The following is a 13,099-nucleotide window of genomic DNA, read 5'->3' as shown; positions in this document are numbered from 1 at the left end:
CGCGCGACCCCGCCCGCCGCGCCGGCGACGGACGGAACACGCGGGGATCGGCGGGTCAGGCGGGCTGGACGGTCTCGCCGGCCTGGCTCGCCGCGATGTAGCGGTCGATCATCTGGTGCATCAGGCGGATGCGCATCTCGGCATATTTGCCGAAATGGACGACCCCGGTGCCGGACGCCTTCATGCCTTCCTGCACCAGCGGCAGGTTGCTCATGTCCTGCTCGAACACGCCGGCGAGGCCCGCCGGCATGCCGGCCTTCGGCCCCATTTCCAGCATGCTCTCATCGAGGCCGATCTCGAACACCGGCGCCGGCTTCGGCCGCTTGCCGCCCTTGGGCACGCGACGCAGCAGGTAGATGTCCATGATCGAGGTTTCGTGGTCGTTGCCGTTCGGGCGCCAGCGATAGGTGAGATTGGGCATGAAGCCCGCCCAGAAGCTCATGTGCGGGAAGACGTTGTAGAGCAGGGCGTCGACCATCTCGGCATCGGCCTTATCGGTGTAGTCGTAGCCGTCCTCCTCGCCGAACAGCTTGCGCGAGAGGTCCGCCATATAGGCGCGCGCGGTGACGCCGTCGGGCACCGACACGTCGTCCGATCCCGCCCCCTTCACCGCCGCGCGCGAACGCGATCCGACGCCCATCATCGCCTTGACGATCTCGTCCTCGCTATATTCGCGATCGGCGAACGGGCTGGAGACCATCTGCGCCGAGAACTGGCGGGTCACGTGGTCGCTCAGCGCGTCATACTGGCTGTTCACGTCGGCCAGATAGGGCAGCAGCTGCGGGTGGGTGGTGAGCGCGTGATGGCTCTCCATGAAGGCCTCGGCCGCCGCCTTCCAGTTGCAGCGCACCAGCTTCTGCACATGGAAGGCGATATAGGTGTCCTCCAGATGATAGCGCTCGAAATGATCGCGGATCGGGCCGAGCACCTCATCCAGCGGGCGCGCATTCCTGTCGAAATTGATGAAGACGTAGCCCGCCCAGGTGCCGACCAGCGCCTCGGGCAGCGAGACGTCCACCTGCTCCCAGTGCGGGAAATCCCAGGCGATCGGATTGTCCTTGAAGCTCCCGTCGATGTTCCAGGCGATGCCATGATAGGGGCAGCGCAGCTCGCTCTTGCAGGCCGGCAGGTTGGCGAGCTTCCGGGCGCGGTGGAGGCAGCTGTTATAGAAGGCGCGGATCGATCCGTCCTTCTGGCGGATCACCAGCAAGGACTTGCCGGCAATGTCGTAGACATAGGTATCGCCGGGATTGGGGATTTCCTCCTCGCGGCATGCCATCTGCCAGACGCGGGTCCAGAGGTGCTTCTCCTCGATCCGCGCGAAGGCCGGGTTCACGTAGCGATCGATGTCGATCGGATCGGTGCCGATATCCGGCACCGGCCCCTCGCGCAGATGCTCGGGGACCGGGCGGGTGTCGCGCTCGAGGATCTCCTCATAGGTGTCGGCGGGGTGGCGATCGGGGCGGAAGGTCTTGGTCGCGACGTTCATACGGTCCTTCTCCAACAGTCCGCGCCACCCATTCCGGGGCGCGAGCCTCGCCGCCGGGCACCTCGAACGGCGCCTTCTCGGGCATCACAACAGGCGCTTGAGTCCGCCTTGACTCAGAAACTAACACATTCTGCAAACTTTCCAAGCGACATCCCCCACTGTTCATTATGTCAGTCTGGTCGCGCAAGCCCGAACGGCGCAGACAGGGGGGATGACTGGATCGCGCCACCCGATCTCGCTCGCCGCCGGCGTGCTGCCCGAATTCTCGCCGCAGGAGACCGCGCGCGCCGCCGCGGCCGCCGGCTACGACGCGACCGGCGTGTGGGTGGACACCGCCATCTGGACGGACGCCACCACCCGCGAGATGCGCGCGATCCTCGCCGACACCGGCCTGCCCGCGCTCGACGTCGAGGTGATCTGGCTGCAGCCGGGTCCGCTCGCCGACGCGCACCGGCGGGTGATCGAGATCGGCCGGGCGATCGGCGCGCGTCACGCGCTGGTCGTCTCCTCCGATCCCGACGACGGCGGCACCGCCGCGAAGCTCGCCGATCTGTGCGAACTGGCCGGCGACGACCTGCGCGTCTCGCTGGAATTCGGGCTGTTCACCGAGGTACGCACGATCAAGCAGGCGGCCGCCATCGCCGCGCGGGTCGATCATCCGGCGATCGCGGTGCTGGTCGATCCGATCCACCTGCATCGATCGGGCGGGACACCTGCCGACGTCGCGGCGCTCGATCCGCGGCTCTTCCCCTATGCGCAATATTGCGACGCGGCGCCGATCGGCTTCGACCTCGCCGATCGCGCCGCGATCATCCGCGATGCGGTGGACGAGCGGCTGCTGCCCGGTGACGGCATCCTGCCGCTCCCCGCCGTGCTTGAGGCCTTGCCGCACGCCGTCCCACTCAGCATCGAGCTACGCAGCAAGACGCTCCGCGACGGCTATGCCGATCCCGTCGCCCGCGCCCGCGCCGTCGCGGAGGCGACGCGGGATGATCTCGCGCGCGCCTAGCCCTTGACGTGCAGCACGGTGTAGCTGCGCGACACGAAGCGCCACGCGCCGTCCCCATCGCGCTTCAGCCGGTCGTCGTAACGGCCGGAGAGCAGCATCTCGCCGCCATCCTGCTTCTTCTGCATCTCGATGATGTAGCAGCGCGACTCGGCCTGATCGCCATCGATCGCCAGTGCGCCATGGTTCACGAACATGCTGACCTGCGCGTAGTTCGCCATCAGCTTCACCCACAGGTCGCGGATCGCGGTCCTGCCCGAGGCTTCGTAGCCGGCGACGTTCCACTGCGCGTCCTCCGCCCAGCATTCCGCCCAGTCGTCCGCATCGTGGCGGAACACGGCGTCGTTATAGCTCTCGATCCGCTCGCGGATGGCGAGCCGATCCTCGATCGCGCCGGAAAAGCCCCTCACTGCCCGCCTCCCGTGAAGAAGTCGGCGCGGGGATTGCCTTCGTCGTCATAGACACGCTCGGAGAGATCGAAGCGATACTTCTTCACGCTCGAGCCGACGAGGCCACCGTTGGTGACGTGATCGCGCATCTTCCAGTAACTGTCGTCGCGGAAATGCCCCTCCAGCGCCTCCTGCGAGGTCCATTCCTCGTAGACGTAGACGCGGCCGGGCGTCGTCGGATCGAGCGTCCAGGCGTAGTAGATGCAGCCCGGTTCGCGCAGCGACGCCTCGATGAAGGGCCGGGCGCTCCGGATGGTGGCTTCCGCCTTGTCGGGATCGAAATCGAGCGTTCCGGCGATGATGATCGACATGGCTCTCTCCTCTTATCTCGGCGCACCATGCAATAGATCGCGGGCGCCCCGGCCTCTCCAATAAGACAGCTGTGGCGGTGCCCCCGTCGCCCGATACCCGGCATCCCTGAGAGGAGCCTCGGATGACCGCGCCCGCACCTTTGCCCAGCCTGTTCGACCCGGCCGTGCTGGAGGATCCGTTCGACTGGTATCAGCGGGCGCTCGCCACATCCCCGGTCATGCCGATCGAGGAAGGCCGCACCTACGTCATCCTCTCGCACAAGCTGGTGATCGAGGCGGCGGGCGCCCCGGAGACCTTCTCCAGCGACTTCCTCGCGCTGATGAACGGCGCACGGGCACAGGATCCCGAGATCAGGGCGATCACGGCGGAGGGCTGGCCCGACATCGCGACGTTGCTGACTGCCGATCCACCCGTCCACACGCGCTTCCGCAAGCTGGTCAATCTCGCTTTCTCGGCGCCGCGGGTGAACGCGCTGGAAGGGCATATCCGCAGCATCGTCGTCGAACTGCTCGATCGGCTGGCAGAGCGCGACGAGGTGGATTTCGTCCATGATTTCGCCGTGCCGCTGCCGGTCGAGGTGATCGCCGAGCCGCTAGGCATGGGGCGCGGCGACATTCCCGACATCAAGCGCTGGTCCAATGCCTTCGCCGACCGACTGGGCGGCCTCTCCTCGCGCGAGCGCGAGATCGAATGCGCGCGCGAGATCGTCGAGTGGCAGCATGTCGCGATGGAGAAGGTGCGCGCCCGACGCGCGGCGCCGACCGACGACCTGCTCAGCGCCATCGTCAACGCGCGCGTCGAGGGCGAGCGGCCGCTCGACGATGCGGAGACGCTGTCCATCTTCCAGCAGCTGATGGTCGCCGGCAACGAGACGACCACCAGCACGCTCGCCGGGGGCCTGCTGCTGCTGATCCGCAACCCGGACCAGCTCGCTCAGGTGCGTGCCGATCCCGCGCTGATCCCGAACATGGTGGAGGAGATGCTGCGCCTGCTCTCGCCCACCGCCGGGCTGTGGCGGGTGACAACGCGCGAGGTGGAGATGGGCGGCATCCGTATCCCCAAGGGCGCGATGGTGATGCTGCGTTTCGCGGCGGCCAATCGCGATCCGTCGGCCTTTCCCGATCCCGACCGCTTCGACGTCACGCGACGCAATGCACGCACGCATCTCGCCTTCGGGCGCGGCATCCATATGTGCGTGGGCAACATGCTCTCCCGCAAGGAGCTGACCGTCGCCTTCGAGGAGATCGTGAAGCGGTTCGACCGGTTCAGTCTGGTCGATGGCGCCAACGACTTCCGCCACGCGCCCAACAAGCTGCTGCGCGGGCTGATCGCGCTGCACGTGAAGCCGGAGCGGGTGGCGGCCTGAGCCACCCCCGCTTGGCCCCTGCCCTCAGTCTTCGGCGTCCATCGCGTCGGCGACACGACGCAGATGATAGGCGGCGCTGCCGAACTGGTTCTCGATCACCGTCGCCCGCTTGAAGTAGTGCGAGATGGCGAGTTCGTCGGTGGTGCCGATGCCACCATGGATCTGCACCGCCGCCTGCGCCACGAACTTCGCCGCGTCGGAGACGAAGGCCTTGGCCGCCGACACCGCCTTGCGCCGCTCGGCTTCGGGCAAATCGAGCGACAGCGCCGCCATGATCGCCAGCGAATGGGCCCGCTCGATCCTGGTGTGCATATCGACCATACGGTGCTGGAGCACCTGGAAGCCGGCGATCGGCCGGCCGAACTGCTCACGCTGGCGGGCATAATCGACCGTGGATTCGAGCATCCGCCGCATCACGCCCACCGCCTCGCCGCACAGTGCCGCGATCGCCTCGTCGATCGCGCGCTCGATCACGGGCGAGGCGTTACCAGCCGTGCCGATCAGCGCGTCGGCACCGACCTGCACGCCCTTCAGCACGATGTCCGAGGCGCGGCGTCCGTCGATCAGCGCATAGTCGGTACGCTCCAACCCAGTCGCGTCCGCCGGAACCGCGAACAGCGCGATGCCGTCGCGGTCGCGGGGCTGGCCGGCGGTGCGGGCGCTGACGAGAAAGTGCGTGGCGCAGGGTGCCGCCGCCACGGCGATCTTGCCGCCCTCGATCATCCAGCTACCGCCCTCGACGGGCGTCGCGGTGGTGGCGACGACACCGGCATCGTAGCGCGCGCCATCCTCCCACAGCGCCGCCACCGGTCGCACCGATCCGTCGATGATGCCGCCGGCCATCGCGTCCGCCGCCTCGCCGCCGTCGCGCAGCAGCGCGCCGCCCAGCACCGTGCATTCGAGATAGGGTTCCAGCACCAGCGCCCGGCCGATTTCTTCCAGCACGATCATCGTCTCGACCGGGCCGCCGCCGAAACCGCCGATCCGTTCGGGCGCGGTCATGCCCAGCAACCCCAGCTCGTCCGCGAAGGCCTGCCAGATCGCGGGCTTCCAGCCGCCATTGGCCAGCGCCGAGCGCCGCGTGTCGAAGTCATAGTGACGGGCGAGGAAGCCGGCGACGGATTCGCGGAGCAGGCGCTGCTCGTCGGTGTAAGTGAGGTTCAAGCGAAGTCCCCTGAATATTGCACCATGTAATATGATCAGCCGCCTCCCCCCACAACCGCTATCGCCATCGCGCGCCAGGAACCTGTCCCTAGTGATGGGAATCCCGTCGACAGGCGGTTCGCAAAGGGTCGTTCGGGAACCGTTCTGGCACCCCGATCTCGACATCGAAGCGCCGAAGCCGCTGGACTTGGCCGATCATCCGGTCAATTATGGTACGCTATGCTCGATCGCTCGACCGCCGTCTTGGACGCCCATCCCGACAAGCCGCTGCTCTATTCGAGTCCGCTGATCCTCGCGCGACGCCGCCGCCTGCTGCGCGAGGCGCGGCACATGATCGCGGAGGATGGGGTCGACAAGTTCAGCGTGCGCAAGCTCTGCCTGCGCGCGGAAGTGGCCCAGCGCACGCTCTACAACGCCTTCCGCAACAAGGATCGCGTCATCGCCCTGGCGATCCGCGAGGCCTATGACGAGTTCAACGAGCACGTCCATTACAAGACGGACCGCAACACGCTGTTCGGCGTGCTCGATCGCACCATGTCGATCAACCGCCGCAACTTTCGTGTACGCAACTACACCAAGGCGGTGGTGACGATCTATTTCGGCGCCAACACCCCGCGCGACGTGTGGGAGACGCTGCAGGACATGTCGCTGGGGCGGATCAGCGAATGGCTTTCGGTCGTCAAGGCCGAGGGACAATTGCTGCCCTGGGTGAACGAGCGGCGCTTCGCCGATGCCATGGCCAACATCCAGTATGCCACGATCAACGACTGGTGCATGGAGCGGCTGAGCGACCGCGAATATCTGCCCCGCCTGATGGAGAACATGCTGCTGCTGATCGTCGGATCGGTGCAGGGCGAGGTCCGCGCCGAGGCGGAGGCCTATCTGGAAGATCTGAAGCGCACCGGCGACGTGCCCAACTTCCCCGCCGCCATCTACTCGCCGCCGCGTTACGAAGACGATTGAGGCGGCGCCGGCCTCAGGCCGACACCGCCTCTCTCCCCGAACCCCGGTCGTTCAGCCGCGGGCCTTGCGATCGATCGTCGCGCCCACCGCCGCCTTGATCTGGTCCTGATTGTAGATCCACGCTTTCTCCAGCACCGGCGAGAAGGGCACCGGCGAGTAGCTGGAGCCGACGCGCACCACCGGCGCCTTCAGCGTGTCGAACAGCTCCTCGTGGATGCGCGAGGACATTTCCGCGCCGGTGCCATAGGCTTTCACTGCCTCGTGGAGCACCACCGCGCGCCTGGTCTTGGCGACAGAGGCGAACACCGTCGCCTCGTCGAACGGCGCGATCGTGCGCAGGTCGATCACCTCGACCGAGACGCCGTCCGCCGCCATGACCTCGGCCACCGCCAGCGCATCCAGCACCGCGCGGCCGTAGGTGACGATGGTGACGTCGCTGCCCTCGCGCGCCACCGCTGCCTTGCCGAGCGGCACGCGATAGCCCGCCTCCGGCGCGGGGCCGGTCTGGCCATACGCCATGATGTTCTCGATCAGGATAACGGGATCATCGTCCTCGATCGCGGAAGCGAGCAGCCCCTTCGCGTCGGCCGGATTGGAGGCCATGATCACCTTGAGGCCGGGGACGTGGGCGAACCACGCCTCCAGCATGTCCGAATGCTGGCCGCCGAAGCCGACGCCGGCGCCGGTGGTGGTGCGGATCACCAGCGGCACGTTGGTCTGCCCGCCGGACATGAAGCGCAGCTTCGCGGCGTGGTTGACGATCTGGTCCATCGCCACCGTCACGAAGTTCATCAGCATGATCTCGGCGACCGGGCGCATCCCCGTGATCGCGGCGCCGACAGCGGCGCCAATGATCGCCTGTTCGGAGATCGGGGTCGAGCGCACCCGGTTCCTGCCATATTTGGCGGACAGGCCCTTGGTGATCTTGAAGATGCCGCCGCCCTGCTCGTCGCCGATATCCTCGCCGAGCGCGATGACATTCTCGTCGGCGCCCATCGCCTCGTCGAGCGCCTGGTGGAGCCCCTGGATGAAATTGATCTTGGCCGGCGCGTTCATGCGGCGATCTCCTCGGCGAGCACATCGATGCGCAGCTCGTCGGTTTCCGGAAAGGGGCTGTCGAAGGCGTAGGCGACGGCCGCGTCGATATCGGCCTCGATCTTTGCGACGATCGCGTCGAGATCGGCCTCGGAGACCTGCATCTCGATCAGCCGTTCGCGGAAGGCCGGCACCGGATCGCCGGCGATCCCGGCCTCGGTCAGTTCCTTGGGCACATAGCTGAAATCGGCGCCGAACAGGTGGCCGAGCATCCGGAACGTCATCGCCTCGATCAGCGTCGGCCCCTCGCCCGCCCGTGCGCGATCAACCGCTTCCTTTGCGGCCGTATACATCGAGACCGGATCGTTGCCGTCGCACTGCACGCCGCGCATCCCGTAGCCCGCCGCGCGCGACACGATGGATTCGCTGTCGGTGTGCGCGGCGAAGGCGGTGTGCTCGCCATATTTGTTGTTCTGGCAGAGGAAGATGACCGGCAGCTTCCACAGCTGCGCCATGTTCATCGCCTCGTGGAAGGCGCCGATGTTGGAGGCGCCGTCACCGAAGCAGACCACCGTCACGCGCCCGTCGCCCTTGTTCTGGGACGAGAGCGCGAGGCCGTTGGCGATCGGCAGGCCGGATCCGACCACGCCCGTCGTCACCATCACGCCGGTTTCGGGGTGGGTGATGTGCATCGGCCCGCCCTTGCCCTTGCAGGTACCCGTCGCGCGGCCGGTGAACTCGGCCCACAGCAGGTTGAGCGGGATGCCCTTGGCGAGCTGATCGTGCAGCCCGCGATAGGTGGTGACGAGATAATCGTCCTGGTTCAGCGCCGTCATCATCGCGGCGGAGACGACCTCCTGCCCGCGCACCGGATAATAGACGATGGCGAGCTTGCCCTGCGTCAGCAGGTTGCGGAAACGCTCGTCGGTCCGGTGGATCAGCATCGTCCGCCGATAGATTTCGAGCAGGGTCTCGCGGTCGGGCGCCGCGCCTGTGTCAGTCATCTCTCTCTCCGTCCGGGGAAATTATCAGCGTTCGAGCACCACGCAGCCGGACAGGCCGGGGGCGCCATAGACCTGGCTATAGCCGATCCGTGCGCCCTCCACCTGCCGGCGATCGCCACGACCGCGCAGTTGCTCGACATTCTCGTAGACCTGCCGAAGCCCGGAGGCGCCGATCGGCTCCCCGCAGGCGAGGCAGCCGCCATCGGTGTTGACTGGCAGGCGCCCGCCGATGCGGGTGACGCCATCGGCGATCATCTTCTCCTGCTCGCCATCCTTGCAGAAGCCGTTTTCGGCCATGTGCATGATCTCGGCGCCGCTTTCGGTATCCTGAAGCTGGGCGACGTCGACATCGTCCGGGCCCAGCCCCGCCATCTCCCACGCCGCCGCCGAGGCGAGCTGCGTGGCGGACTGGCCGCGCTCGATCTCCAGCGAGGGCGAGAAGACCTCGAACGATCCGGTCGGCCGCGTGCGGATCGCGGCGGCGCGCACCTTGGGGCCGGAGAGGCCCAGTTCGCGCATCTTGCGATCGGACGCGAGGATCAGCGCCACGCCGCCTTCGGCCGGCGAGCAGAACATATATTTGGTCAGCGGGTCGGACACCATCTGCGCGTTCATGATCGTGTCGACATCGACCGGCTGCTTTCGCCAGCTGTGCGGCGCCTTGGAGCCATTCTCGAACGCCTTTTCCGCGACGAGGCCGAGCGTGCGACTGCCGATCCCGTTCAGCGCCATATAGCGGGTGATCTTGTTGGCGAAGAACTGGGTGGTGAGCATCATCCCCGTCTCGCCATACCAGCGCGGCAGGCCGGACGCCTCGGGATCGGCATTGAACGCGCCACGCGGATGCTTGTCGAAGCCGATGACGATGCCGAGATCGTAATCGCCCGACTTGATCGCCGCATAGCCGCCGAGGATCGACGATCCGCCGGTCGCGCAGCCGTTGTTGACGTTGATGAACTGCATCCCCGTCAGGCCCATGCGCGGCAGCGCCGCATCCGCCGCGCCGGCGGCCGAGGAGCCACCGAAGGCGAACTGCATGTCGCTCCACTGGAGGCCGGCATCGTCCAGCGCCTGCTGGATGGCGAAGACGCCCTGATCCAGACCGGACCGGCCATCGGTGCGGCCGAACGGATGGATGCCCGCGCCCACGATATGAATGTCGGTCATGCGCGCGGCTCCGCTATGGGGGTGAAGGCGTAGGTAAGCACCGGCTCGCCGGTCTCGTCCTCGCGATAGGCTTCGGTGGTCAGCGCCATCGGCTGGCCGATGCGCAGCGCGTCGAAATCGTCGGCAAGGATGCGGCTTTCGACGATGATCTGGCCTGGCAGCTCGATATAGCCGACGCCGTAGGGCGTGAACGGGCCGTCCGGATCGCCGCGCCCGTTATAGGGCGTCTTGGGGCGGAAGCGCTGCACCGTCCACGACCAGAGCGTGCCTTCGTTCGCCAGCTCGACCAGATCGAAATTCTCCGCGTCCGCGCTGTGCGGAAACGGGAAGACGAGCCGTCCGTCCGCCTTGCTGCGCCCGCCGAGCAGCCGGGCCGATCGCCCCTCGCCCCGGAAGAGATTGTCGGCAACCGCTCGGCTCATCACGCTCCCCTCGCTCATCATGCTCCTCACAGTCCCCGTCACAATCCCAATGCGGCCTTCGCGAGGATGTTGCGCTGAACCTCGCTCGATCCGCCGAAGATCGTCGCCGCGCGCGCGTTCAGGTAGCGCGCCGTCGGCGTCAGCGCGTAGGGCGCGCCGATCCCCGCCCCGTTAGCGAACATGCCGAGCGCGTCGCGCTGATCGACCGCGCCGCGCTGGCCGAGCGCCTCGACCGCCAGCTCGCTGATCTTCTGCGTCGCCTCGCTGACGATCAGCTTGAGCATAGAGGCGTTGGCATCGCCCGCCGCCTCCCCGGCGGTGCGGCCGGCAATGCCGCGCAGTTCGGTCCATTCGATCGCCAGCACCTCGGTTTCGAGCTGGGCGATGCGGCTGCGGAAGCCGTCATCCTCCCAGAGCGGCCGGCCATCCTCGCCCATCTCCTCGCGCGCGATCCGGCCGAGCTTGCGCAGCTGCGCGCCCAGCCGGCCCGCCGCCGATCCGCCACCGCGTTCGAACTCCAGCAGGTATTTCGCGACCGTCCAGCCCTCATTCTCGCCGCCGACGCGCTGCGAGACGGGGATGCGGACATTGTCGAAGAAACACTGGTTGACCTCATGCTCGCCCGACATCGAGATGATCGGCGTGACGCTGAGGCCCTCCACATCCATCGGCGTGAGCAGGAAGCTGATCCCGGCCTGCGGGCGCCCCTCGGTCGCGGTGCGGGCAAGCAGGAAGATCCAGTTCGCGTTGTGCGCGTGGGTGGTCCAGATCTTGGTGCCGTTGACGACATAATCGTCGCCATCGCGCACCGCGCGGGTCTTGAGACTGGCGAGATCGGACCCGGCGCCCGGCTCCGAATAGCCCTGGCACCAATAATGCTCGCCCGACAGGATGCGCGGCAGGAAATAGTCCTTCTGCGCCTGCGTGCCGTAACCCATGATCACCGGACCGCACATCTGCAGGCCCATCGCCGGCAGCGACGGCGTGCCCGCGAGCCCGCATTCGCGATCGTAGAGGTAGCGCTGCATCGGCGACCAGCCGGTGCCGCCATATTCGACCGGCCAGGACGGCGCGACCCAGCCCTGTTCGTAGAGGATGCGATGCCATTCGCGGGCCAGCTCGCCCTCGGCGAAGACACCGGCCTGCCGTGCGGCCGCCGCGCGAAGCTCCGGCGTGTAGCGTTCGGAGAGGAAGGTGCGGACCTCCTCGCGAAACTGCTGATCCTCTGGGGTGAGATCGATATCCATCCCGAGCTTTCTATAGCACGCATCAACTTCTGTCTGCCCTCGCCCCGCCTCTCAAAAGGACTAGCTTCCTCCGAGCAACGCCGGGCGGCCCCGCGCGGGGCTTGCGGGCGACGGGCGGAGCGGCCAACAAAGTCTTGGCCAACCGGCCTTTTTGCCAGTCGTTTGCGAGCCTATGATCCAGATCGAATTCATCGAACCCAGCGGAACCACGCGCACCGTATTCGGGCGCCCCGGCTGGTCGCTGATGGAGACGGCACTACGCAGCGGGGTGGAGGGGATCGCGGCGGAATGTGGCGGGGTCTGCGGCTGCGCGACCTGCCACGTGCTGATCGATCCAGCGTGGATGGACCGCGTCGGCGAACCGAACGAGATGGAAGACCCGCTGCTCGATCTCGTCGAGCGCGAACCCAATTCGCGCCTCTCCTGCCAGGTGAAGCTGCGCGCCGAGCTGGAAGGGCTGGTGGTCCGGGTCGCGGACCACCAGATCTAGCTCAGCCGAACGGCGGGCGGACGCCGTTGGTGTTGGCCCAGTCCTGCCGCTTGGCCCATTCGCCGATCGTCTCCAGCTCGATCGGGATGCGCTCGTGCATCGCCTCGTAATCCACCTCGAACGGGCGCGTGGGCGCGGTATTGTTGTAGCGGTAGAAGGCACCGATCTGCTCGGCAATCACGTCATGCTCGGCCGTGCCCATCGAATCCCCCGCCGCATTGGCGAGCAGGCGGCCGAATTCCTCCGGCCTGCAGGGATCGTAGACGATCTTGCGGCCGAGTGCGGGCGAGATGCGCTCCGCCACCTCGGTCGGCTTCAGGCGTTCCGGCCCGCCGATGTTGATCCACGCGCCCTCCATGTCGGGCCGGTCGAGCGCGTGGATCATGATCCGCGCGACATCGTCCAGGCTGATCCAGTTGGCCTCCAGATCGGGCCGGTGCGCGTAGACGAAGCGGCCCTCGTTGACGATGAACGGGCGCGCCCAGTTGGTCAGCAGATTGTCCATGAACAGCACCGATCCGAACACCGTCGCGCCGACGCCGGTGCGGAACAGCGCATTGATGCCCGCCGTGTTGCCGGCATAGGTGTAGGGATCGCCGGGACGATCGGGGATCCAGCTCGACGTGTTCCAGACAACGCGCTCGACGCCCGCCGCCTTGGCCGCGCGGCCGACGCTGGCGACCAGCACCGCGCGATCGGCGCGGGCGCGCAGCGGGTGGGTGTGAAATACACCCTCGGCGCCCCTGAACGCCTCGACCAGCGAGGCCTCGTCATAGAGATCGGCCGACACCACCTCGACACCCTCGGGCGTGCCCTGCCCGTAGAAGGGGTCGGCGCTGCGCGACAATGCCTTCACGTGGAAGCCCGCCTTGACGAGCTGGCGCACCTGCGCGCCGCCCTGGCGCCCGCTCGCGCCGATCACCGCTACCGTCCGTGCCATCTTCCTCTCCCCTGCTTTGTCGGGTGTGTCGTTATCGGGAATGTG

The 13,099-nt window shown here is 67.2% G+C and carries 14 protein-coding genes; 4 read left to right on the top strand and 10 right to left on the bottom strand.

What is annotated here, in order from left to right; genetic code table 11:
- Positions 1–55: 55 nt before the first annotated feature.
- Positions 56–1,489 (bottom strand): aromatic ring-hydroxylating oxygenase subunit alpha, encoded by a 1,434-nt coding sequence (locus tag QGN17_RS01655; protein ID WP_281042779.1) that lies wholly within the window; start codon positions 1,487–1,489, stop codon positions 56–58.
- A gap of 211 nt (positions 1,490–1,700) precedes the next feature.
- On the opposite strand from QGN17_RS01655, the gene QGN17_RS01650 reads away from it, so the two are divergent.
- Positions 1,701–2,498 (top strand): sugar phosphate isomerase/epimerase family protein, encoded by a 798-nt coding sequence (locus tag QGN17_RS01650; protein ID WP_281042778.1) that lies wholly within the window; start codon positions 1,701–1,703, stop codon positions 2,496–2,498.
- Here the strand turns inward: QGN17_RS01650 and QGN17_RS01645 are convergent.
- Both QGN17_RS01645 and QGN17_RS01640 read right to left on the bottom strand, forming a co-directional pair.
- On the bottom strand, positions 2,495–2,905 hold the full coding sequence (locus QGN17_RS01645) for a nuclear transport factor 2 family protein (RefSeq protein ID WP_281042777.1): 411 nt from the start codon (positions 2,903–2,905) through the stop codon (positions 2,495–2,497). The two genes, QGN17_RS01650 and QGN17_RS01645, sit on opposite strands and share 4 nt — an antisense overlap.
- Positions 2,902–3,255: a putative quinol monooxygenase gene (locus QGN17_RS01640; protein ID WP_281042776.1), complete on the bottom strand. Its 354-nt coding sequence runs from the start codon at positions 3,253–3,255 to the stop codon at positions 2,902–2,904. The genes QGN17_RS01645 and QGN17_RS01640 overlap by 4 nt, the downstream gene beginning before the upstream one ends.
- 122 nt (positions 3,256–3,377) lie before the next feature.
- Here QGN17_RS01640 and QGN17_RS01635 point away from each other — a divergent pair, with 122 nt between their 5' ends.
- Positions 3,378–4,622: a cytochrome P450 gene (locus QGN17_RS01635; RefSeq protein WP_281042775.1), complete on the top strand. Its 1,245-nt coding sequence runs from the start codon at positions 3,378–3,380 to the stop codon at positions 4,620–4,622.
- A gap of 24 nt (positions 4,623–4,646) precedes the next feature.
- On the opposite strand, the gene QGN17_RS01630 is transcribed toward QGN17_RS01635, so the two are convergent.
- Positions 4,647–5,786 (bottom strand): acyl-CoA dehydrogenase family protein, encoded by a 1,140-nt coding sequence (locus QGN17_RS01630; protein ID WP_281042773.1) that lies wholly within the window; start codon positions 5,784–5,786, stop codon positions 4,647–4,649.
- 243 nt (positions 5,787–6,029) lie between these two features.
- Here QGN17_RS01630 and QGN17_RS01625 point away from each other — a divergent pair, with 243 nt between their 5' ends.
- Positions 6,030–6,749 (top strand): TetR/AcrR family transcriptional regulator, encoded by a 720-nt coding sequence (locus QGN17_RS01625; RefSeq protein ID WP_281042772.1) that lies wholly within the window; start codon positions 6,030–6,032, stop codon positions 6,747–6,749.
- A gap of 51 nt (positions 6,750–6,800) precedes the next feature.
- Here the strand turns inward: QGN17_RS01625 and QGN17_RS01620 are convergent, their stop codons facing one another.
- The 5 genes from QGN17_RS01620 to QGN17_RS01600 are packed head-to-tail and all read right to left on the bottom strand — an operon-like array spanning position 6,801 to position 11,624.
- Entirely contained in the window at positions 6,801–7,805 is a 1,005-nt protein-coding gene (locus tag QGN17_RS01620) for an alpha-ketoacid dehydrogenase subunit beta (protein ID WP_281042771.1), read from the bottom strand.
- On the bottom strand, positions 7,802–8,788 hold the full coding sequence (locus QGN17_RS01615; protein ID WP_281042770.1) for a thiamine pyrophosphate-dependent dehydrogenase E1 component subunit alpha: 987 nt from the start codon (positions 8,786–8,788) through the stop codon (positions 7,802–7,804). Before QGN17_RS01615 ends, QGN17_RS01620 begins: the two co-directional genes overlap by 4 nt.
- Positions 8,789–8,812: 24 nt before the next feature.
- The gene (locus QGN17_RS01610) at positions 8,813–9,955 is read right to left on the bottom strand and encodes a thiolase family protein (RefSeq protein WP_281042769.1); all 1,143 of its coding nucleotides are present in this window, start codon (positions 9,953–9,955) and stop codon (positions 8,813–8,815) included.
- Entirely contained in the window at positions 9,952–10,377 is a 426-nt protein-coding gene (locus tag QGN17_RS01605; RefSeq protein WP_281042768.1) for a Zn-ribbon domain-containing OB-fold protein, read from the bottom strand. Before QGN17_RS01605 ends, QGN17_RS01610 begins: the two co-directional genes overlap by 4 nt.
- 38 nt (positions 10,378–10,415) lie before the next feature.
- Positions 10,416–11,624, bottom strand: coding sequence for an acyl-CoA dehydrogenase family protein (locus QGN17_RS01600; protein ID WP_281042767.1), 1,209 nt, complete (start codon positions 11,622–11,624; stop codon positions 10,416–10,418).
- A gap of 172 nt (positions 11,625–11,796) precedes the next feature.
- On the opposite strand from QGN17_RS01600, the gene QGN17_RS01595 reads away from it, so the two are divergent.
- Positions 11,797–12,114 (top strand): 2Fe-2S iron-sulfur cluster-binding protein, encoded by a 318-nt coding sequence (locus tag QGN17_RS01595; RefSeq protein WP_281042766.1) that lies wholly within the window; start codon positions 11,797–11,799, stop codon positions 12,112–12,114.
- A 1-nt stretch (position 12,115) separates the two neighbouring features.
- Here QGN17_RS01595 and QGN17_RS01590 read toward each other — a convergent pair whose 3' ends face one another.
- Positions 12,116–13,054, bottom strand: a complete 939-nt coding sequence (locus QGN17_RS01590) for an SDR family oxidoreductase (RefSeq protein WP_281042765.1) — start codon at positions 13,052–13,054, stop codon at positions 12,116–12,118.
- Positions 13,055–13,099 lie beyond the last annotated feature (45 nt).

It is taken from the genome of Sphingomonas oryzagri (assembly GCF_029906645.1).
In the GTDB taxonomy this organism is placed as follows: Bacteria; Pseudomonadota; Alphaproteobacteria; order Sphingomonadales; family Sphingomonadaceae; genus Solisphingomonas; species Solisphingomonas oryzagri.
The sequence above is the reverse complement of the archived record's forward strand: the minus strand, read 5'-3'. Positions and strand labels throughout refer to the sequence as shown.